The sequence below is a fragment of the Flammeovirga agarivorans genome, from assembly GCF_012641475.1.
Lineage (GTDB): Bacteria > Bacteroidota > Bacteroidia > Cytophagales > Flammeovirgaceae > Flammeovirga > Flammeovirga agarivorans.
The window spans coordinates 18,497-41,461 of record NZ_JABAIL010000011.1; the positions used below are offsets into that span (position 1 = coordinate 18,497).

The window sequence follows — 22,965 nt, forward strand, 5'->3', positions numbered from 1 at the left end:
ATGAAAATGAGAATATATTCAGTTTTTGTCTAGTTATTTTTTTGTCAAATACTTCAAAACTTTCTATTCGCGAAAACTCAAATAAAGTATTAAAAAATTCTTATACAGTTTTTGTCTAGTCACTAAAATTGATATCTCGATTTTGTTGCTTCAAATTAGTGATGTAGATATTACACTTGTGGTTTAGCACTATTGTAGTGTAAGCGAAACCCCAAATACCACAAGTGTTTATTTACACTCTTGTAAACAAAAAAGAGCCTACCATAAAGACGGGAATCTTAAGCATGGCAGACTCTATTAGAAATTAATGTTCAACTTCTAATCCTCAAATATGTATGATTAAATAGAAAAAACTGCTATTAAGAGGGAAGAAAATTAACCTTCCCACCAACTTCTGAAAACTACGGCTATGAACTCACTCAGAAGCAACGCGTTATGAAAGTACTAAATTATTAATTTTTGAGCTCACCTCTTAGAGTACTTTCACTTTTTAAATGTAATGAATTAATGAAATGAACTATTACAACTTACGTAGTAGGCTACTCGGCTTACTATTAATGACTTCTTGTGCCCTGACGACATATGCACAAGATGTAAATGTAGATGTTAACCTTAACATCAAGCACTCCGTAAATGGGGTGTCTGAATTTGAAAGGGAAAAATATATGACACTTCATGGAACCTCCTTTGAAACTGATTGGGATGGTGAAGAAGATAAGCTCGACTACCTTTTAAATACACTCGATACCTACTTTGGTAGAGATACGGGTTCCGCGACATGGAAATTTAATGCAACAGAAGAAGACCCCAACCGACCAAATCGTCCAAGCTTAGAACACATGGATGAGTTGGGAACATGGTTAAAAGGGGAGTACAGTAAGGATTACCTTTCTCATCAGTATGAGGCAAGAAGCCGAGATATGATTGGAGGAACAAATCCTCACCCAACATACCCAACGTTAAGCTGGAATGGTGATGGTGAAACTTGGACAGGGTGGCAACCTATGGATGTAGATGTATCTGCAGAATGGGTAGTGAATTACCTTGATGGCTTCTTCCGTAAATCTGACGGCGCTCCAGGAGAACCCCTTCCACATTACTGGGAAGTGATTAATGAGCCAGATATGCCGATGATGACAGGCCATATGACTTGTACTTCTCAAGAAAAGATATGGGAGTACCATAATCTTGTTGCATTGGGAGTACGAGAACGTTTTGGTGCAAATAATCCCAATCGTCCTAAAATTGGAGGGATGACTTGGGGACTTCATGATTTCCACTTACCTGATGGTATTTCTCGTTATGATGAAGATTATTTAGACCAATGGTTAGATGGTGATGGTTACATCACTTATCACAACATGATGGATTCTGAAGCAAATAACTATAGAACAAACCCTTGGTATCAATGGGATATTATGTGGCAGGGTTTTATGGATACCTGTGGAGATAATATGGACTTTTATTCCATTCATATTTATGATTGGCCAGGATGGAATCTCAATGCAAATGATGCTCCAGCAGCTACTCGTTCAGGTGGTCATACAGAAGCTATGTTGGATATCATCGAGTGGTATGATTTATATAAAAACGGTGAAAGAAAAGAATTGATCGTTTCTGAATTTGGAGCGGTAAATGGGCTTTATAATGAGAACAATAGACCAGGTGTTTATGATCAACAAAGAATGGATTGGGAGAACATCAAACCATTCAATGCTATGTTTATGCAATTCCTTGAGCGTCCGGATTATATCACTAAATCAATGCCTTTTACACCAATTAAAGCGATTTGGGGTGATATTCCTGATCAAGACCTACGTTATCCGTATGCTATGATGCGCGATGAAAACGGAGATGGTGAATGGGAATGGTCAGAATATATCAAGTTTTTCCAATTATGGAGTAATGTAAAAGGTACTCGAATTGATACAAAATCATCGAATAGAGACCTTCAGGTAGATGCTTATGTAGAAGGTAATAAAACCTACCTAATCATCAATAACCTAGAGGATGATACGAAGACAGTAGACTTATCCTTCTACGATGATTATGAAAATCCTGTAGAAAGTGTGTTGATCAAAAACCTTTACTTAGACATGAACCAAGGTACATACGGTAAACCTGCTTTAGATGAGTTTACGGTAAATTCTGCACCTGGATCTGTGCAACTGAGTAATAATGCAACGATGATTTTAGAGTATACATTTGCCAATGCCGTAACTGTAGATCAAAGCTCTGAAGAAACGAAGTTTATGGGTGAAAAGATTGGGTCTGGCTACCATGAGTTTGGTAGTGAACTTATTCATGCAACAAGTCAGAATCTTTCTACATCAGTAAACAATGTTGTGGTGCCAAATGGTGAGTATGAAGCAACATTGAGAATATCAGGAGCATTTTTTAAAGCACATTTATCTTCTGTTGAAGTAAAGCTGAATGGGGTAGTTCTTGAGCATAATAGCAATTGGAGAGGTTCGTTAGAAGATTTACGAAACCAATGGTTAGGAGTTCTTGAAGTGGATATTCCTCCTGGAGTGCTTCAAGCATCAAATACTATTGAATGTAAGACCAATGCTCCAACTGATTGGGCTACAACTCAAATTCAAGTTTGGGACTTTAGTAAAGCTCCGGGACGTTCTGGAGAAAATGGTGTTGCTTTAACAGGCTTATCTATTGAAGGAACACAAGAGTTAATGGCAGGAAAAGAAGTAGGGTTAACAGCAAACCTAGAGCCAGCTAACGCGACAAACAAGCAACTAGTGTGGTCTTCAAGCGCACCATCAATCATTACAGTAGATGAATTTGGTGTGATTAAAGCTATGACGAACTCAGGAAATGCAACGATTACAGCTGCAAATATAGATGGAACAATTGTGGCTACGCATACAGTTGCCGCTATTCCATATGCTGATACTCCTGTTAACAATATTACTATTGATGAAGGGGCAATTACAAACGTTCAGTTTTATGTTACTTCTCCATTAACGTTAACGATCTCACCAGATGATGCAACAAATCAAGAAGTAGTTTGGTCAAGTTCTAATGATGAAATTGTTTCTGTTGATCCAAAAACAGGAAGAGTTACAGGTAAAGCCATTGGTGAATCTGCAATTGTTACAGCTACCATCAACGATAATGGAAATATAATCACAGCATCTACAATTGTTACTGTTGGTATTGTTGGAGAAGAAAAGGTGTATTGTGATGCGATGATCACAGAAGTTACCGGAAATACGGATTACACTTTTGACGTATTCGTCAATTTGTTAGGTGAAAGAGAGGTAAAGGTGGAGTTGTTACAAGGGAACACTGTCTTGGGAACGGGATCAACTGCTGCAACAGTGGCTGGAAAAGATGTAGTCTCTGTGGATGTTTCACTGAATACTGTACCAACTATTGGTAATTATACTCTAAGAGTAACGGCGTTAAGTAATGGCAACCAAGTAATAGACCAATGCTCTTCTAACTTAAGTATTTTAGATAGAATTCGTCCTGAATCAATTGCTCTTACAGATTGGTTGAGGGAAGTAGAAATAGGAGAAACGGTACCAGTAACAGCAAATGTATTACCGGAAAATGCATATAATAAATCTATCAATTGGACATCTTCGAATTCATCTGTAGCAACCGTAAATAATGAAGGTATTGTAACAGGTGTTAGTCTTGGAACGACTACAATAAAGGCAACAACACAAGATGGAGGTCTAGTTGCTCAAACTACTATTGAAGTAAAGTCTCAGGTGGTGATACAGCCTACGGCGATTATTATACCATCGGATGTTACAGTTTTTCCAAATGGATCATTATCAGTATCTCCGGTTTTCGAGCCAGAATGGACAACAGAAAAGAGCATTACTTGGGCTTCAAGTAATACAGCTCTGGCTACAGTAGATGGAAATGGTAATATTTCTGCTGGAGGAACAACAGGCACTTTAACGTTAACTGCTACATCAGCATCTAACCCTTCTGTACAAGGTGTAAGTAATGTAACTGTAGGTACGACATTGATTATTCAAGCGGAATCATTCTCAGGAATGGGAGGACCAGTTGGAGAAATTGCCATATATGATATCCCAACAGGTGGCCAGGGTATTAATAATGTTCAGTCTGGTGATTATGTTGAATTTGATGTATTTATTCCACAAGGCGGAGAATATAGTGTATCTTTCTTAGCGGGAACTGCTGTAGAGGATGGTGTGATTGAGATGTTTGTGGACGGTAATAGTGTGGGCAGTAAACAAATTCCAATGAACGATTGGGATGCCTTTGCTAATGTTCCTTTAGGTCAAAATGTAAATCTAAGTCAAGGCCAAGTAAAAATTGGTCTCGTTGGCTCGGGTACTTCTCAATGGCAATGGAATTTAGATAAATTCGAGTTGTCTTTCCAAGGAGAAATTACTTGTGACCCTTTGACTGGAGTGACAATCTCATCAACAGAAACGTCGATTCCATTAGGACAGTCTACCACGTTCTCAGCGTCTTTATTACCACAATCAGCTTGTACAACAAATATCACTTGGGCGTCTAGCAATACTAATATTGCTACTGTTAATCAGAGTGGTACTGTAACAGGAGTTGGAACAGGTACAGCAACAATTACTGCGACCACTCAAAACGGTGGGTTTACAGCGACTAAAGATATAATTGTAGAAAGTGCTCCAAATGTTCCAGTAACTGGTGTAAGTATTAGTCCAGTATCATTAATACTTAATGTTGGTGAAGACCAACTATTAACGGCAACAGTTGCTCCTGTTAATGCATCCAATAAGACAGTAGTATGGAGTTCTTCTAACCAATCTGTAGCCACAGTAGATGCCAGTGGTCGAGTGATGGCTATTTCAGAGGGATCATCAGTGATTTCAGCAACCACTGTAGATGGAACGTTTGTAGCCTCATCTGATATCACAGTCAACGAAGTAACAGTTACACCTCCACCTTCTGGAACAATTGTGATTGAAGCAGAGGACTTTGAAACTACTGGTGGTACTTTTAATGATGGTAATGTTCCATTTGGAGTAAATAGAGTGGCAGGTATTGGTATCAACTGGGTTAATGCTGGCGACTGGACAGAATATACTGTGAATGCAGTAGGTACATTCGAAGTGGAGTACATGATTTCTACTCCAATGGAAAACGCGACAGTTCAAATTCAATTAGATGGAAATGTAGTTGGTAACGATAATGTTGTAAACAACGGACAATGGGATGATTATATCTCTCTAAAATCAGTACATCAATTGACATTAAATGGAGAGCATCAATTGAGAGTAGCCGGTGTGGGAAGTAACGATTGGCAGTTCAATTTAGATAAAGTGATTCTAACACCAATTGAAACCACTGTAATTCCTGTAACAGGAGTATCACTAAATGCTACAAGCATCAGTTTATTAGAAGGAGAAACACGTCAACTTGTGGCAAGTATTGCTCCTTCCAATGCATCAGAACAGTCTGTGTCTTGGTCTACTTCCAATGCTAATGCAGTGGCTGTTAATAATGGAACTATTACAGCTATTGCAGAAGGTAGTGCTGTAGTTACAGTTACTACTATTGATGGTGGTTATACAGCAACAGCAAATGTAAGTGTATCAAAACCAAGTACAGGACCAGCATCTTTAGTAATTGAAGCAGAAGACTTTACTTCAACTGGAGGTACATACAATGATGGTTTTGTTCCACTAGGTGTTAATCAAGTGGCAGGTTTAGGTATTAATTGGGTAAATACTGGCGATTGGTCAGAATATACAATTGATATTCCTTCTGCTGGAAATTATGATATCGAGTATATGATTTCAACACCAATGAGTGGAGATATAGCTATTCAAGTACTTGTTGACGGTAGTGTAGTGACTACGGATGCAGTACCTAACAATGGACAGTGGGATGACTATCAGTCATTGATTGCATCTTCTCAGGCATCATTAACTACGGGTGTTCACACGGTTCGCATTGTCGCATCAGGAAGTGATGCATGGCAATGGAACTTAGATAAAGTGACATTCTCAACAGGTTCTTCAGCCAGAACACTTCCAGAAGAACAATTGACAGCCTCTACTTTAGATATTTATCCAAATCCTGCAAATCAGGTCGTAAATGTTAAAGGTTTACCTAATGGGTCGTATCAAATTGCCTTGTATAATATGAATGGACAAATCGTTCATCATTCTGCAATCGATTATAGATATGTACATCAATTGGATGTAAGTACACTAACAACTGGTGTGTATTTATTGAGAATTGTTGGAGAAGGTATAGACCGCAAAGTAAGAATTGCTGTAAGCAAATAATTTAATCATGGAGGTGTCTATTACACAATAGGCACCTCTTCTTCAATAGCACAGATTTCTGTGAATAATACTATCAAATCTTAACTTTTAATCTTATTGAAATGAAAAAACTACTGATTTTGGCAGTAGCCTTATTACTTTCTCTAACTACTTTCTCTCAGGATTGGAGTAGTATTCCTGTTCCTGCTGATGCGGGAAGTGGTAAAGAATGGGAACTACAAGAAAATGTTTCAGACGATTTCAACTACACTTTTAATCCTGTAAATTCAAAGTCTAATTTTGGTAATGGCAAGTGGTATAATTTTTATCACAATACATGGGATGGACCAGGTACTACTTATTGGAAGTATCAAAATGTTAGTGTACAAAATGGCCGATTATTGATCAATGCATCAAGATGGGATCAAGGTAATCAATCTAACCCTTGGAATGGAAATAGTGCAAAAATGGGGTTACCAAACAATGGTGTTAACTCTGGTTGTGTAACTTCCAACAGTAGAGTTCAATATCCAGTATATGTTGAATCATCGATTAGTGTTGCCAATATCGGTTTGGCTTCATGTTTCTGGTTATTGAGCCCTGATGATACTCAAGAAATTGATATTATAGAAAACTATGGTGGGGTAAATGGTTTCAAACATCTAACACATATTAGTCACCACTCGTTTATTAGAAGTCCTTTTCATGATTACCAACCAAGAGATTGGAACAGTTGGTGGCCAGACAGCCGAGTAAGCACTTCTTACGGATGGGGTGATTGGGCTTGGAATAATGGAAACAGAAGATACCTACGATTGGGTGTATATTGGAAAACGCCCAATCACTTTGAATACTATATCGATGGTGAGCTAGTGAGAGTAATGTATCATAATGCAATCGCAACATTAATGAATGGTACATGGGAGTATACTTACTACAAAGAAAAAAATCCTGCAAATACTACAGATGCCTGGGGTAATAATGTTGGAGGAATGCCAACAAATGGATCAAATGGATATTCTGAAGTAATTACTTATGCTACGGGTTCATCGTTCTCGTTTACGACATTACAGTCAGCAAGTAATGCTTCTAATGGTATTAATGTGATTGATCCGGGAGAGTACCAAGGAGGAACAGGTTTTACAAAAGAGATGGACATTATTATCAATGTTGAGTCTCAATCATGGTTAGTATCAAGAGGAGAGACGCCAAGTGATTCAGAACTAGCGGATCCATCAAAAAACCAAATGGAAATTGATTGGGTGAGAGTATATAAACCTGTTAACTCATCAGGAGGAAGCGATATCAATGTGATTGGAGTGAACTTATCTCCATCAACATTAAACCTTTCTACAGGAGAAACAGGAAACTTAACAGGACAGGTGGTTCCTGCAAATGCGACAGATCAGACGATGGTATTTACTTCAAATAATGAATCAGTGGCCACTGTTACCCAATCGGGTGTAGTAACTGCAGTTAGCGAAGGAAATGCAACAATAACAGCAACAACAACAGATGGCGGATATACTGCAACTTCTACTATAGTTGTTTCTGATGATGCTCCAGTAGTTGGCCAACCTTTAGTGATTGAAGCTGAAAACTTTACTGCAACAGGTGGTACATTCAATGATGGTTTTGTACCATATGGTGTAAGTACATCAGGTGTTGGAATTAATTATGTAAACAGTGGAGATTGGACAGAATATACTGTAAATGCTTCAGGTACATTCGATATTGATTACTCGATTTCTACACCAATAACTAACGGTACAAACATAGAGTTGTTAGTAGACGGTGTTTCAAAAGCTAACGATGCAGTGCCAAATAATGGCGGATGGGATAGTTATTCAAATCTATCTTCTTCATCACAAGTGACTTTAAGCGGTGTTCATACCATAAGAATTATTGCCAACGGAAATAACGATTGGCAATGGAACTTAGATAAAATTACTTTAACTCCTGTGTCATCTAATGTTGCAGTAACAGGTGTATCATTAGACCAGAATAATGTAAGTTTACAAGTATCTGAAACTGCACAATTAACTGCAGCTGTGGCTCCTTTAAATGCAACAAATCAGACAATAACTTGGTCGAGTAGTAATACGAATGTGGCTTCTGTAAATAATGGGTTTATTAGTGCCAATGGAGCAGGGACGGCTAATATCAGTGTGACAACTGCTGATGGTAATCATTCTGCTACAGCAGTAATTACTGTGACAAACCAACCTGTAACAGGAGTTGCTTCATTTACCATCGAGGCAGAAAATTTTAGTACAACTGGCGGTACATTTAATGATGGTCAAGTTCCTTACGGTATGAACATTATGGCAGGTGTTGGTGTGAATTGGGTTAACTCTGGAGACTGGGCTCAATATAGTGTAAATGTACCTGAAAATGGTGTTTACTCTATTGAATATATGGTTTCTACACCAATGAATGGAGGTACACAAATTCAATTGGTTGTGGATGGAACGGTAGCTTCTACAGATGCAGTACCAAATAACGGACAGTGGGATGATTACCAGTCTTTATCGGCAGGGAATACAGTGAGTCTTTCTGCAGGAGTACACACTTTTAGAGTAAATGCGTTAGGATCTAATGATTGGCAATGGAACTTGGATAAAATTAACTTCTCAACAGGAAGCAATACGAGAGAAATGGCTGAAAATACCTTGTCTTTAGCTCCAGAAGTATACGCTTATCCTAATCCAACAACAGGCATTGTTAAGGTAAATGGATTAGCCAATCAAGATTATGAAGTTTTAGTATACAATCTGAATGGTCAGCAAGTTCATGCTTCTACCATTGCCTATAGATATAAACATCAATTGGATCTTTCTGCTTTACCCAACGGGATCTACTTTATTAGTATTGTAGATCATCAGACAATAAGAAAAGTTAGAATAGCATTAATGAGATAATTTGCTGCTACATCTTTAACTACTATTCTTAATGAATAGAAAACAAATGTGATAAAAAAAGAAGCTGAAAATTTCGGCTTCTTTTTTCTTTTAAATGATGAAATTACTTATTCTGAAATGTTATTCTTAGTAAGTTCTTTTAATATCACACTGCTAATATGTCCTCCTTCATCTGGGAACGTTATTTCAACAGTATTACTTTCTAATAAATATTCTTTTGGTACGTCAACTTCAATAGAAGTAAACAATTGAGGTCTTAAATGTTGTGATTGCCCCATTAATTGTTGAGGTACTTGCACTTCTTTACCATTCACTCTAACAGTAGGAAACACTTTTTGACCATGAGGCCTGCTATAACCAATTCTTATTTTAGCAGAAGATAAATTTGTGGTATTCAGTTTATCAAAAGTATAAGTTGTAGCTTTTGAAGCTTGAATTTCTTGGAGTATAAGATCTGAATAATGTTTAGTTTCTTTGATGTTGACTAAAGAGGTGATTTCTTCTTTGAAGGTATATGTAATAATTGCCGTCCCTTCACTATCTAATTGGTATGTATCACCCAACTGCGAATTGATAAGTACAAGTATAGGCTGATGATCTTTCAGGGTCAATTGTTTACCCTCTACTTTTAGAAGACTTTCCTTTGGAAGGTTCAATAGGTTTAAAGACACATTTTTAGGTATTCTTGTGAGATTACTTAGTGCTACATAAATGTGATTATCGTCTTTATAGGCATCCACCAATAATGTAGGGTCTTGAGAAGTAATATTAATTTTGGATCCTTTCACTTCAGACCATAACTCATAGAACTTTATTTGATCTGTGAATACCCACTTCTTGCTTTTTCCTTCTAATTCAAACTCTTGTCTTAATAAACGCCAAGGGTAAGGATTTTCCTTTCTTCCCCATTCGGCTTTACCAATCATAAAAGGAATAGCCTTAACTATATGATCAGGTCGCTGCATAAACTGCATCATCATTGGGCTCATTGATTTCATGTAATCCCAATCACGCTCGGCATACCAAGGTTTACCTTCTGTAGCATGGTCTCTTCCACCATATTCCGAAATAAGTATTGGAATGACTGTGCCGTATTTTTTCATACTATACGATTCCATCAAATCTAGCGTGGCTTCAATTCTTCCACCAGTAAAATTGATAGGACCATCAAAGGTTGTAGGGTCATTATCTCCAAGGTGATGATGGTTAAAATCGTAAAGGTGAATAGAGACAAAGTCCATATATTCACCAGACATGTCATAGAAGAGCTTCATTCTACTGTTCCATTGTTCAAAGTCGGCATCATCGAAAAATGGAAAAGCGGCAGTATAACCACCTATTTTTACTTCTGTATTATGCTTTTTGAAAGCCTGAGATGCTTTGTTATGGAATTCGAAAATTTCTTTTGGTTCTTTTCGTTCAGAAAGGTCCGCAACACCATCGATGAGTTCCCAAAGAGGTTCATTAATAACTTCAACGTATTCAGGACGAATTGGCCCGTCTGAAATTGGAGTGCCTTTGTCTCTGTAGAATTCGTTAATAAATTGTCCCATAAAATCACCAATTGCTTCTGGGCCACTGATTGTCCAACCTTTTTCGGGATGGTTAATATTAGTAGAATGACCTGTCCAGAAGAATTGTACTTGTCCACCTACCATTTCAAAATTATGAGACTCATACTGATGTGTATGCTTCCATTTTTTTGCATATTCAACTTCCCTAAACCGTTTACCTGCTGTTTCCATGAAGTTTGGATCTACAAAACCTGTTTGTTTAGGGTTTTCTTTTGAACGATGGATAACACCTCCCATAATTCCATTATTTCGCCCTAAATAAACATCCAAATCATTGATGACATAATCCATGAGTTTTTCACTACCTATAAAGTCATGTTCCATTTGGGTAGCATGTAAAACGATGTATTTACTCCTATCGAACTCCTGAATAGAGCCAATAGAATATCGTTGTTGTGGATAAATATTTATGGTAGAAGTTTGTGCTATTACAGATTGATAGAAGCATATACATCCTATAAATAATGTAAAAAAAGGTTTTAAAGCATTCATTAATGATTTTGAAATTTAATTTGAAAGAATAGATTCCTTCGTAGTGTTAAGTAAGCGATACCCAAGCAGTAATAAATGTACTTTATAATCGAATGTCATCACATCAGTTTGTAACCTTGTCGAGGTAGAATCTATTTCCTATGGCCTTAAAAGGGCCATTGTTCAGTTTTTTTCTAGTTTCATCTTTCTTAAAAATCACCCGAACAAATTGATGAAAGGGATTTCTTTGAGTAAATCAATACCTAATTGTTGTTGTCATGATACAATTTCTAAAATAGAAAATAATACTGAAATCTCCTTATGATTCAATGAGGAGATCTTTTTCATAGTGTTATTAGAAGTTGAAATTAATAAAGAACATAAGGGTAAAATCAGAGAACATGAAAGTAAAATCGAGAATATTTTCTTGTCGTTTATATCATCATAAATCAGATAAACTGATACAGTATTGAATTACAAATAGTAGAATTGATGAAGAAAATATCCTTACTAATTTTAGTGACCATCATATCTTTTGGGGCCTTTGCTCAGAAAAAAAAATCGAAACAGAAACAACCCAATATCCTTGTGATTTGGGGTGATGACATTGGTTTTTGGAATATCTCAGCCTATAACAGAGGTATGATGGGGTATAGAACGCCCAATATCGATAGAATTGCAAAAGAAGGTGCGATTTTTACCGATCATTATGCACAGCAATCTTGTACGGCAGGGCGTTCAGCTTTTGCATTAGGAGAGCATCCTTTTAGAACAGGTTTGTTAACTATTGGTATGCCGGGCGCTGACCATGGTATTCCAGATTGGGCTCCGACTATTGGAGATGTGCTAAAAGAGAAAGGATATACTACGGCTCAATTTGGTAAAAACCATTTAGGAGATCAAGATAAGCACCTTCCAACAAATCATGGTTTTGATGAGTTCTTTGGAAATTTATATCACTTAAACGCAGAAGAAGAACCTGAGACAGAGACGTACCCTAAGGACCCTGAATTCAGAAAAAAATATGGCCCTAGAGGTGTTCTACATACTTATGCTGATGGTAGAATTTCGGATACAGGACCATTAACACGTAAACGTATGGAAACGGTTGATGATGAATTCTTGGCGGCATCGACTCAGTTTATCGAGAATGCAGTGAAAAGTGACCAACCTTTCTTTGTTTGGTTTAACTCTTCTAGAATGCATATTCATACTAGATTGAAAGAGGAATCAATTGGAGTTACTGGTAAAGGATTGTACCCTGATGGAATGGTTGAGCATGATAATCAGGTAGGTACATTGTTAGATCTAATTGAAGAATTAGGAGTAGATGATAATACTATCGTTATTTATTCGACTGATAATGGTGCGGAAAAGTTTACATGGCCTGATGGTGGTACTACACCTTTCCATGGTGAAAAAGGAACAACATACGAAGGAGGTATGAGAGTACCTCAATTAGTAAAATGGCCTGGTGTGATCAAGGCTGGAGCAGAAATTAACGATATTATGTCTCATGAAGATTGGTTGCCTACATTAGCTGCAGCTGCAGGGTACGATGATATTGTTGCCGATGCAAAAAACGGTTTTGAAGCGAACGGAAAAGAATGGAGAGTACACCTTGATGGGTATAACTTCTTGCCTTACTTCCAAGGAAAAGAAGAAGAAGGACCAAGACATGAAATCTATTACTTTGCCCAAAATGGTAAATTTGATGCTTTAAGAATCGATGATTTGAAAATCTCATTTACTCAATTAGAAGGTAACTTCAGAACAGCAGTAAGACAAAGTACTGCTTGGCCAACAGTAACAAACCTTAAGTCTGATCCATTTGAGACAGCCAAGTTTGAATCGGAAATGTATTTCCGCTGGTTGGTAGATCAAATGTGGGTTATGGTACCGGCAGGAGCAAAAGTGAAAGAGTTCTTAGGCACTATGGATCAATATCCTTTCCAAATGGGCTTCCAAGTTAATATGTCAGATATCGGCTATGAAACATTCAGAATGAAGAAATTTATGTCTGATTTAGAGGAGATGAAAAGTCAATTCGATAAGAAATAAGCATAATTAATTAAATTAGGAGTACCTACTATTCAATAGGGTAGTAGGTGCTCAATCAAATAAATATCAAATAGTATAAGATGGAAATACCTCATATAAAAATAAAGGAAGGAAGTAATTATGATCTCATACTTCAATTACAATCTCTATATGGTGGTAGTATTAAAGATCAGGTATATAAGGTATCTGATGAACTGTTTGATATTGAAATTAGGTATTTTAGACTAAGTGAGGGTATTGAGATCTCTTTAAATACGATCTCATTTAAGCAAGACCATCGAGTAACTTTTATTGGTAATAAAGAAGAGAACAGGCACCTATGTTTCCGTTTTTCTTACAAAGGGGACTTTATGAGAGGGCATCCATTTGATCACCAAGAAACTCAGTTGACTGAGGGGATGGCCATTTTTGATACGGCACTTACTTTTGATGTATTGATGCGTAAGGATCAGGTTCATCAGTGGTTAGGAGTGAGGGCATCCAGTGAAGTGATAAAGAGTAACTTTTTAATTTTTGCTGATTATTTTGGAGATGTTTTTAATACCGATAAAACTTGGATGATATATGATCATATGTCCCTTGAAATACATTTGTTACTAAAAGAATTATTCCACTTAAAAGAGTTAGATAAACCCGCACCAGTGGCAAATTCCTTGATTATTGCTCGATCAAGTGAAGCTATTGGGTTATTCTATGAAAGGATTCTAAGCAGAGAGGTAACCAATGAAAAGTTTATTCATCAAAATGATTTAGAGGCATTGCTACAAATTAAAGACGATATATTAAGTACTTTCGAACATCCCCCTTCTTTGGAAGAATTGGCTCAAGAATATGGATTCTCTGTATCAAAACTAAGAAGGGATTTTAAAAATGTCTTTGGAACTTCACTGCATCGTTTTCATCAAAATTATAGATTAGAACAGGCAAAAATAAGTTTGTCGACTAAAAATATGACCATTACAGAGATATCAAGAATGTACGGGTATAAATCAATTTCTAAATTCTCATTTGCTTTCAAAAAGAAATTCGGAAAATCACCCAGTGAATTTCAAAACCTCTAATTTGGTTTCATCTAACAAAAAAGCCCTCATTAGATATTGCATCCAATGAGGGGCCTTTTTTATCCTATCTGTGAAATAAACTCTTCTAGATTATCTTGTCTTGACAACCCTAATTTTTTCCTTAATCGATATCTCGTTGTATGTACAGACTCTGTTGAAATACCTAATAATTTTGACATTCCCTTACTATCAAAGTTTAACTTAATCAATGCACATATTTTTTGATCACCTTGAGTAAGTTTAGGGAAACGCTCATTTAACTCTTTATAGAAGTTTTCATTTACCTCAACAAATCTTGCTTCAAACTCTTTCCAATTATTATTGGTATTAAGGTTAATCTTTTTTGCAAGCTTATTGATCTGGTTAGGATCAGGGTTTTTCTTTTGTTCTACTAACTCTTTCTTAATTTCAGCAAGTGTTTCCTCATGCTGAATAATTTGTAAAACAGAGGATGTCAACTCTTTATTCTTGATTTCAAGAACTTCCTTGATCTTCTCTTTTTCGAAACGTTGCTTCTCAATAAATAGTAATTGCTTTGCTTTGTATTTATTGCGAAGGTTACGGTATACAAAGAATACAACCAATACTAAACCGCCAATAGTCACATAGAAAATTAAATTTCTTAAGTAATTAATTTTACTCTCTTGTTTTAGACGTTGTAACTCTTGTTGTTGTAGTAGTTCTTTTTGCTGTTGTTGTTTTTTTCTAAACTGGTCCTTGATTTCCATAAAGCGTTTGTTGGAAATATTTCTACTACCAAATTGCTTTTCATTAAGGTCTTTAGAAATTTTCAACATCTTGTAAGCCTCTTTGTACCTGTTTGATTTAGTCAGCACTTTAGAGAGTTCTTCATAAATAAGAGGAAACAAATCGGAGTGACTTTTATGTTTAAGACCGGCACTGATTGCACTACGGTAGTATTTTTCAGCTTCTTTATACTGATGTAATTCTTGGTAAATGTTTCCAATAAAGTAGTGGAAGATCACCAAATAACTATGTTGCTCTTCTGTAAAGTATTTGTTTAATGGAAGGAGAGTCTTTAAAGCGGCTTCATATTCTTCATCCTCATAATAGATATAACCGTATTCAGCATCGATAAAAGCATTTCCTTCTTGTAATAAGTCGGGGTGAAGTTCTTTTGTAATTAAACAACTATCTAAATAGGCTCTGGCTTTTTCGTATTCATTACGTTTTCTAGCGAGAGTTGCGATGGCATAATAATTATCTACTAATACTTTTGGACTAATTTTCCCATTCGCTTTTGTGATTTCTAATGCTTTGTTGAAGTAGTCATTAGAAAGGTTGTCTCTTTCGTAGAAACTATAGAGCCAACCTAAGCCATTGTAGATATTTACTTTTGATAAATCGTCATCAATTTTTTCAGCAATTCCTAAAGCTTCCCAATAGCCATCATATGAGTGACCAAAGTGACCATTATGAGCATATAAATTGGAAAGTCCAATTAAGGATTGTATCCAAGTTAAGCTATCTTTTAACTTAATAGATTCCGAAATAGAGTACTGATACATGGATATCGCACTATCGGGATAACTAAATTTAATTGCGTCGGCTTGTTCTAATAAATTTTGTGTACTTTTTACACTCAATTTTTTCTGAACAAGAGATTTTTTTTCATTTTTTATTGAATTTCCAGAGTTTGAAGAGATTTTTTCTTTGGAAAAACAACTCGATTTAAGAGCAAAAATACAGAGAAAAATCAGAGTTAGATGTCTAGTCATTTTTTCAAAAAATATGGTTTTTGTAAAATTTAAATAGTTGGTTTGTAGATAATTACAAATAACGTGTCTAGTTGAATTTATTGGTATTTTGACCAAAAAATCATTCTGTTGAGTTTTGATCTAGTCAAATATATGAGAAATAAATTTCTTTTTCACATCTTTGTTAAGGGTTTCGCGAACACTTATTAATTCTAACTAGTTGTCCGCTGATTTTTTAAATACTTAACTTTGAAATGAAATGATTAGCAGGCTGCTCTTTTTTAATCTAACTTATTATGAGTATGAGTAAAGCTTATGATTTTTTTAAAATTATTCTGACTTTCATAATGCTCTCTATCATTACTGTAGATAGTTACGCACAGAATATTTTAAGAGGGCGAGTGACAGACGCTGAAACAAATGAGCCGTTACCTGGTGTGAATATTTTTATTCAAAAAACAACACAGGGAACAACAACTAACTTTGAAGGTGAATATTCACTGGAAGTAAAACCTGGTTCGAATGTAGTTATCACATACATCGGATATCAGGAACAAGTTGTAAATATTACAACACAAACAGAATTGAATATCCAACTTAGTATGGATACTGAAGCTCTAGACGAGGTAGTAGTTATTGGATATGGTACGCAGAAAAAGAAAGAAATTACAGGTGCCGTAGGGTCTCTTAAATCAGAAGCGATCTTAAAAGTACCGACATCAGACTTAGGAGAATCTCTTCAAGGTCAAATTGCAGGTGTTGATGTTCAGGCAAGTTCGGGTAGACCGGGTGCTGAATCCAACATCCAAATTCGTGGTATTGTTTCGGCAACTTCAGCTGGAGCTCCACTTTATGTAGTAGATGGTATTCCTTTCCAAGGGAATCCAAATATTGCACCTGAACAAATTGAAAGTATTGAGGTACTGAAAGATGGTGCAGCAGCATCGATTTACGGTACAAGAGCTGCAGGTGGTGTTATTTTGATTACTACGAAAAGAGGTAAAGAGGATTCTTTTAATGTAGATTTCTCCGCTTATGCTGGTATTCAAAACATTACTTCTGGTACTCCATTAATGAATACGACAGAACAAATGTACGTAGAGGAGACTAGGTTAGCTGCAATTGGTCAAAAACCTATTCACTTTGTATTTAATCCTAATGCATTGTACAACAATAGCGATTTCGTGGGTGATGTACAGAATGATAATGCAGGGATGCAATCGTATAACTTGGGTATTTCAGGTGGTTCTAGAAACGTAAAATTCAATGTTTCTACTAACTACTTTAACCAAGATGGTGTAATGGCAAATTCTGGATTCGAAAGATTCTCCACTCGTTTAAATGGTGAATTTAAGAAGAACAAATTTAGAGCTTTTGCTTCAGTAGCTATTACAGATGAGAAGACAAATCAAGAGCCTTGGGGCTTATACGAATATGCTGTAATTCAAAAGCCTTACGAACAACCGTTAGGAGATTTGGAATTAGTAGGTGGCAATTCAGTATTTGTTGAATCACAAAACGCTTTACAATTTGGTTGGTTAGCACGTCAGTTACAAAACTCTGATGTTAGAGATGTAATGTCGACAAATATGGCCCTATCAATGGAGTATGAGATTGTAAAAGGTTTATCGTATCAAGTAAACTTGGGTAGAAATACTTGGGATTACGAGAGAAACTTCTTCAGACCAGAGTTTTTAGTTTACAATGAAAACGGTCTAGTACCTGCAGGTTCAAATGTAGATGCGATGTTAAATCAAGAAAATACCTTAAATACAGGTACTACTTTAGAAAACATCCTAAAGTACAACAGACAGTTTGGTAAACATACAATTGGACTTACAGCAGTATACTCATGGGAAGAATACCACAGTAAGCAAACAGGTGTAGGTGTAGTAGGTTTATTATCTAACGATACACCAGTATTAAGTGCAGGTCAAACAGCCACAAAACCATACGGTTATGAAAATACGCAGACACTAACAGGTAAAATGTTTAGAGCTCAGTATAACTATGATAATCGTTACTTAGTTTCATTCTCAGTAAGAAATGATGGATCGTCTAACTTCTCTCCAGAGAATCGTTACGGTACTTTCTTTGGTGGGTCAGCAGGTTGGAATATCTCAGAAGAACAATTCTTCAAAAATGCATCAGGTTTATCATTTATTGAAAACTTAAAAGTTAGAGCATCATATGGTGAGGTAGGTAACCAAAACATTGATCCATACATGTGGATGCCAGTAATTGAGGCAGGTGTTGATTATCCATTCGGACCAGAAGGAAGCGAAGAGTTAGGTATTGGTGCTATTCAAAGACAATATTCTAATGAAGGCATTAAGTGGGAAACTACTATTGCAAAGAATATTGGTTTAGACTTGAGTATGTTCAACGATAGATTACAGTTTACTGCTGATTTCTATAAGAACGATAAAGAGGATATGTTGTTGAACCAACGTTTAGCACCTTCTTCAGGTACTTGGGTAACAAGAGCAGTTAACCATTATAATAATATTGTTGTTAATGCAGGTGACATGTACAATAAGGGTATGGAGTTCTCATTAACGTACAAGCAAGCATATGAAAACGGCTTCAATTGGAGTGTTACAGGTACTTATGCACAAAATAGAAATAAAGTAACTGACCTTAATGGTTTAGAAGGTTTTGCTCTTAGTGGTGGTGTTCCTGTATTGACAAGAGGAGAAAGAACAGACCCTACAACTTTCTTAATTAAAGGATACGAAGCAGGTGCATTCTTCTTACTTGAAAATGAAGGTGTGATTAAAACACAAGAACAATTAGAAGAATATAGAGAATTGAATGGATCAGCAATGCTTGGTGACATCATGTACAAAGATCAAAATGATGATGGTGTAATTGATGATAACGATAGAGTATATGCAGGTTCTGGACAAGCGAAGTTCAATATGGGTATGGGTATCAATGCTTCTTATAAAGGTTTTGACTTCTATATGCAATTGTATTACTCACATGGATCTAAAATTTACAATGGATCAGCTTTATATGCTTATGGTGGATCTCGTCACAAAGATCAAGTATATATGTGGACACCTCAGAATCCTAATTCTGATGTACCTTCAGCAAGAAACAACCAAGAGCATGAAAACACTAGAGCGCGTTCTGATTACTTCTTAGAAGATGGTTCATACCTAAGAATAAGAAATATCACTTTAGGATATACTGTACCTAAGAAATTGTTTAAAGACAAGATCAATCAGTTAAGATTCTATGTTACAGCTCAAAATCCTTTCACTTTCACAAAGTACAAAGGTTACGATCCAGAAATTGGTGGAGATGGTCTATACATGAGAGGTGTAGATGCGGGTAACTACCCTGTAACAAGAAGATTATTAGCAGGTATGAAATTAAACTTCTAATCAGACAAAAGACGTAATAGATGAAAAATATTAAAAAATATATCGCCGGTGGTGTTCTTGCAGCTTTTGTGATGATGGGCTGTAGCGAAGATGAATTTTTAACTCAAGATAATCCGAATAGTATTACTCCAGCATTTTTCTGGAAAACAAATGAGGATTTTAATAAAGCGACGAATACTGTTTATGCAGCACTTCAGTTTGGTTCTGTAAGTGGTTCTAACAGATCGTACGATATGGTAAGAGGTGATTTAGCCGGTACTGAAAACTGGTACCCTCAATATCCTTTTGCAGAACTGACTGTAAATGACGCATCAGAATATGTACAAAACAGATGGAATGAGTTGTACATTGGTATCTTCAGAGCAAACCAAGTTTTAGAAAACCTTGGTAATGAAGATACTGAATTAACAGATGATGAAAAAGTATCGTTCGAAGCACAAGTAAGATTCCTTAGAGCTTTCTACTACTTCGAATTAGTCAATACATACGGGAAAGCAGTTGTACACACTTCTGTTGTTAAAAGCCAAGAAGAGTTCAATCGTCCTACTTCTACTATGGCAGAGGTATATGAATCTGTTATTATGCCAGATTTAGAGTTTGCACAAGCAAATTTACCTCAAGAATGGACAGACAAAGGAGATATTGGTAGAGCAACTTGGGGTGCCGCTACTTCATTAATTGGTAAAGCAAAACTTTACAATCAGGATTTTGCAGGTGCAGCAGAAACATTTAAAGAAGTAATTGATAGTAGAGTGTATTCATTAACGTCAGAACTTATTGATAACCATACAGACCTTAATGAATTTAATGCTGAGTCTATCTTCGAAACAACATACTCAGATGTGTTAAAACCTGGTGCTCCTGGTCAAACAGTTGATGATAATCCTAATGAAACTTCTGGTGAAGCTACAGGATTAGCATGGCAAACAGCACCTTTAAGTGCTGGCGGTTACAACACAGTGTTAACATCTTACTATTTGCATGAATTAATGGTTTATGATGAGTTAGATCCTACAAATTCAGCAAACGAAGGTAAAGAACATTCGATTCGTATGAATGCTTCTATTGTTCCTGTTAACTATGATGATCTATATTTTGAAGAAGAGTCAGGTACAAAAACTGGATGGGCATATGGTCAATCTGCTTATGTGAAGAAACATTCGAATTGGTATCAAACTCAATACGAAGATTCTCAAGAACGTTCAGGTATTAACTGGAGACATATCCGTTATGCAGATGTATTGCTAATGTATGCTGAAGCAGTACTTGAATCTACTGGCGACTTCCAAACAGCAATGACTTACATCGATATGATTCGTTCTAGAGCAGGTGTAAAAACACTGGAAACTTATACTTTAGAAAATGCGGGTCAATTTCCAGCATTACATCGATCAGTACAAGTTCATGGCACACATGAATTAGTTACTCCTTCTGTTGAAACTGTAAGAACTCACTTAAGAATGGTAGAAAGACCATTAGAGTTATGTTTTGAAGGGCATAGATGGAGAGACCTAGTACGTTGGGGTAATGTTCAGGAGGTATTAACTCAGAATAAGGCAGATGAAGATTGGAGATTAAACAACTTTGAGTCGATAGAAAATGCAGCACCACTTTTCATTGTAGAAAGAGTGAGACCAGACTACCAAGTAGCGGCAGATATCTACGACTCGAATACTCATGATTACTTCCCGATTCCAACGGGTGAAACACAAATCAACACAGGTTTATCTCAGTAATTTTCTAAACTAAACACTGAAATTGAAATGAAAAAACTAAATTATATAGTATTCTTCTCAATGATTGCCATGCTGATTGGCTGTAACGCCAATGAATGGGAGGCTCCTTCAGAAGAACCAAACCACCATGTAGTGTATACATCGGAAGCTGACTACGACAATAAAGTTGAAGTAGGAGGAAAGATCTCATTTGGTGATGTATCTAGAGGCGTAACTTCTAGAACATGGACAATTCCAAGTGGTGCAATTATGGACGGTTCAACTTCCTCAACTTCTTCGGAAGATGTAATTCATGTTACATTTAATGAAGTAGGAGAACATAAAGTAGAGTTGGCACAAACTTTTGGTAGTTCTGTTTATGTAGATACGGTTTTAATGGGAAGCCAAATTGATACGGCTTATACTGTCACAGTATTAGAACCGGTAGACGTTTCTTTAAAAGCCTATGTAATTGATATTGATGGTACAGAAACAGAATTGGACTTAACAAGTGGTGTAACAAATGAAATCCTTGCAGGTCTTTATGTTAAGTATGTATTTGATTCGAAAGGTTCTCCTGAAAATGTAAATTATGAATTTGAGGGTGGTGATCCAGCAACTATGGTTTACGATGAAACTCAGATTCTTGAAGGTACAGCTGCAGAAACTTTTGTACAATATAAAAGGTTAGGTGAATTTTCTACTTCAGTTGTAGCAAGCAGAGATAGACCGTTTGGAGCAGATACTTTAAGCTTGCTGAACTTAATTAAAGTGGTACCTTCAACTCACCCTGTTGAATTGACAGGAGTTTATACAGTTGGAGAGAAAGTAGCACTAGATTTCAGTAGAGAGATCAATCCAGAAACTGTAGAAGCAGCAACATTTACAATTCACTTAGTAAATACGGACAAAGGAATTGACAAATCTGTAGCTGTAACTTCTGCTTCTTTGGATGCAGATGCGGCAAACATTGTTTTACTTGAATTGGAAGATGAAGTAATCTACTACGATGATGTAGCTACTGTAACCTATACACCAGGTAACCTTACTTCATTAGATGGTAAAGAAGTGGATGCATTTAGTGATCAGTTAATTTCTATTGGCGGATTAGTAAATATCCTTGAGTCGTCAACTTTTGATCAAGGAATTGAGAACTCTTTAAATTCTAACTATGCAGCAGCAGGTTGGGGTGGTTCTTGGGACAATTACACTGCTGAAGTTACTTCAGAGAAAGCGTACTCAGGATCAAAAAGTTTAAAAATTCATATGGCAGATGCATCAGCAAACATGGCAATGGTTCATGTTGATGATAGCGGAAGCGGTCATGAAGTGCCAACAGAAGCGGGTAAAACTTACCTAATTACTGCCATGATCTATATTGATAACTATACAGCATGGGCTGGTTTTGAAGTTGACTTTAATGCAACATGGACAAACAGAGCTGAGTTATCTGGAGGTAGTCCACAAAATGAGTGGTACGAAGCTAGTTTCGGAATCTATACTTGTAGAGATGGTGAAAGCAAAGTGCCAACATTAAGAGCGTTTAACGAATATGGTGGTGGTGTTCCATTAACTTACTATGTGGATGATTTCAGTATCGTAGAGGTAAGCTTAAGACCATAAAAATTGATTAATACCCCCTATGGGTAAAGTAAATATTTAAAATTTTGGGCTGCTGTTTTTTCTGTAATTTTCAAAAATTACAGCAGCCCTTTCTTACTCCTAACATTAATAAATCTAATGTTTGAGGTATCATAAATGTCATATTATATAGAGTGTAAACCAATTTAAT

9 protein-coding genes are annotated in these 22,965 nt (G+C 36.3%); 7 read left to right on the forward strand and 2 right to left on the reverse strand.

Annotated elements, in window-relative coordinates:
- Positions 1-512: 512 nt before the first annotated feature.
- Complete coding sequence (locus tag HGP29_RS24010) at positions 513-6,281, forward strand: Ig-like domain-containing protein (protein ID WP_168885004.1); 5,769 nt, start codon at positions 513-515, stop codon at positions 6,279-6,281.
- Positions 6,282-6,382: 101 nt separating this feature from the next.
- The gene (locus HGP29_RS24015; protein ID WP_168885005.1) at positions 6,383-9,181 is read left to right on the forward strand and encodes a carbohydrate-binding protein; all 2,799 of its coding nucleotides are present in this window, start codon (positions 6,383-6,385) and stop codon (positions 9,179-9,181) included.
- Between the two features lie 107 nt (positions 9,182-9,288).
- Here HGP29_RS24015 and HGP29_RS24020 read toward each other — a convergent pair whose 3' ends face one another.
- Entirely contained in the window at positions 9,289-11,247 is a 1,959-nt protein-coding gene (locus HGP29_RS24020; protein WP_168885006.1) for a beta-agarase, read from the reverse strand.
- Between the two features lie 471 nt (positions 11,248-11,718).
- Between HGP29_RS24020 and HGP29_RS24025 the strand changes: the two genes are divergently transcribed.
- Positions 11,719-13,287 carry an arylsulfatase gene (locus HGP29_RS24025; protein ID WP_168885007.1) on the forward strand — a complete coding sequence of 523 codons (1,569 nt, stop codon included), beginning with the start codon at positions 11,719-11,721 and terminating at the stop codon, positions 13,285-13,287.
- An 80-nt stretch (positions 13,288-13,367) separates the two neighbouring features.
- Positions 13,368-14,348: a helix-turn-helix domain-containing protein gene (locus HGP29_RS24030; protein ID WP_168885008.1), complete on the forward strand. Its 981-nt coding sequence runs from the start codon at positions 13,368-13,370 to the stop codon at positions 14,346-14,348.
- Between the two features lie 59 nt (positions 14,349-14,407).
- Here the strand turns inward: HGP29_RS24030 and HGP29_RS24035 are convergent, their stop codons facing one another.
- Positions 14,408-15,955 (reverse strand): hypothetical protein, encoded by a 1,548-nt coding sequence (locus tag HGP29_RS24035; RefSeq protein ID WP_211093400.1) that lies wholly within the window; start codon positions 15,953-15,955, stop codon positions 14,408-14,410.
- Positions 15,956-16,368: 413 nt separating this feature from the next.
- Here HGP29_RS24035 and HGP29_RS24040 point away from each other — a divergent pair, with 413 nt between their 5' ends.
- The 3 genes from HGP29_RS24040 to HGP29_RS24050 are packed head-to-tail and all read left to right on the forward strand — an operon-like array spanning position 16,369 to position 22,796.
- Complete coding sequence (locus tag HGP29_RS24040) at positions 16,369-19,458, forward strand: SusC/RagA family TonB-linked outer membrane protein (RefSeq protein ID WP_168885010.1); 3,090 nt, start codon at positions 16,369-16,371, stop codon at positions 19,456-19,458.
- A 20-nt stretch (positions 19,459-19,478) separates the two neighbouring features.
- Complete coding sequence (locus tag HGP29_RS24045; RefSeq protein ID WP_168885011.1) at positions 19,479-21,194, forward strand: RagB/SusD family nutrient uptake outer membrane protein; 1,716 nt, start codon at positions 19,479-19,481, stop codon at positions 21,192-21,194.
- Between the two features lie 27 nt (positions 21,195-21,221).
- Positions 21,222-22,796, forward strand: a complete 1,575-nt coding sequence (locus HGP29_RS24050; RefSeq protein ID WP_168885012.1) for a hypothetical protein — start codon at positions 21,222-21,224, stop codon at positions 22,794-22,796.
- Positions 22,797-22,965 lie beyond the last annotated feature (169 nt).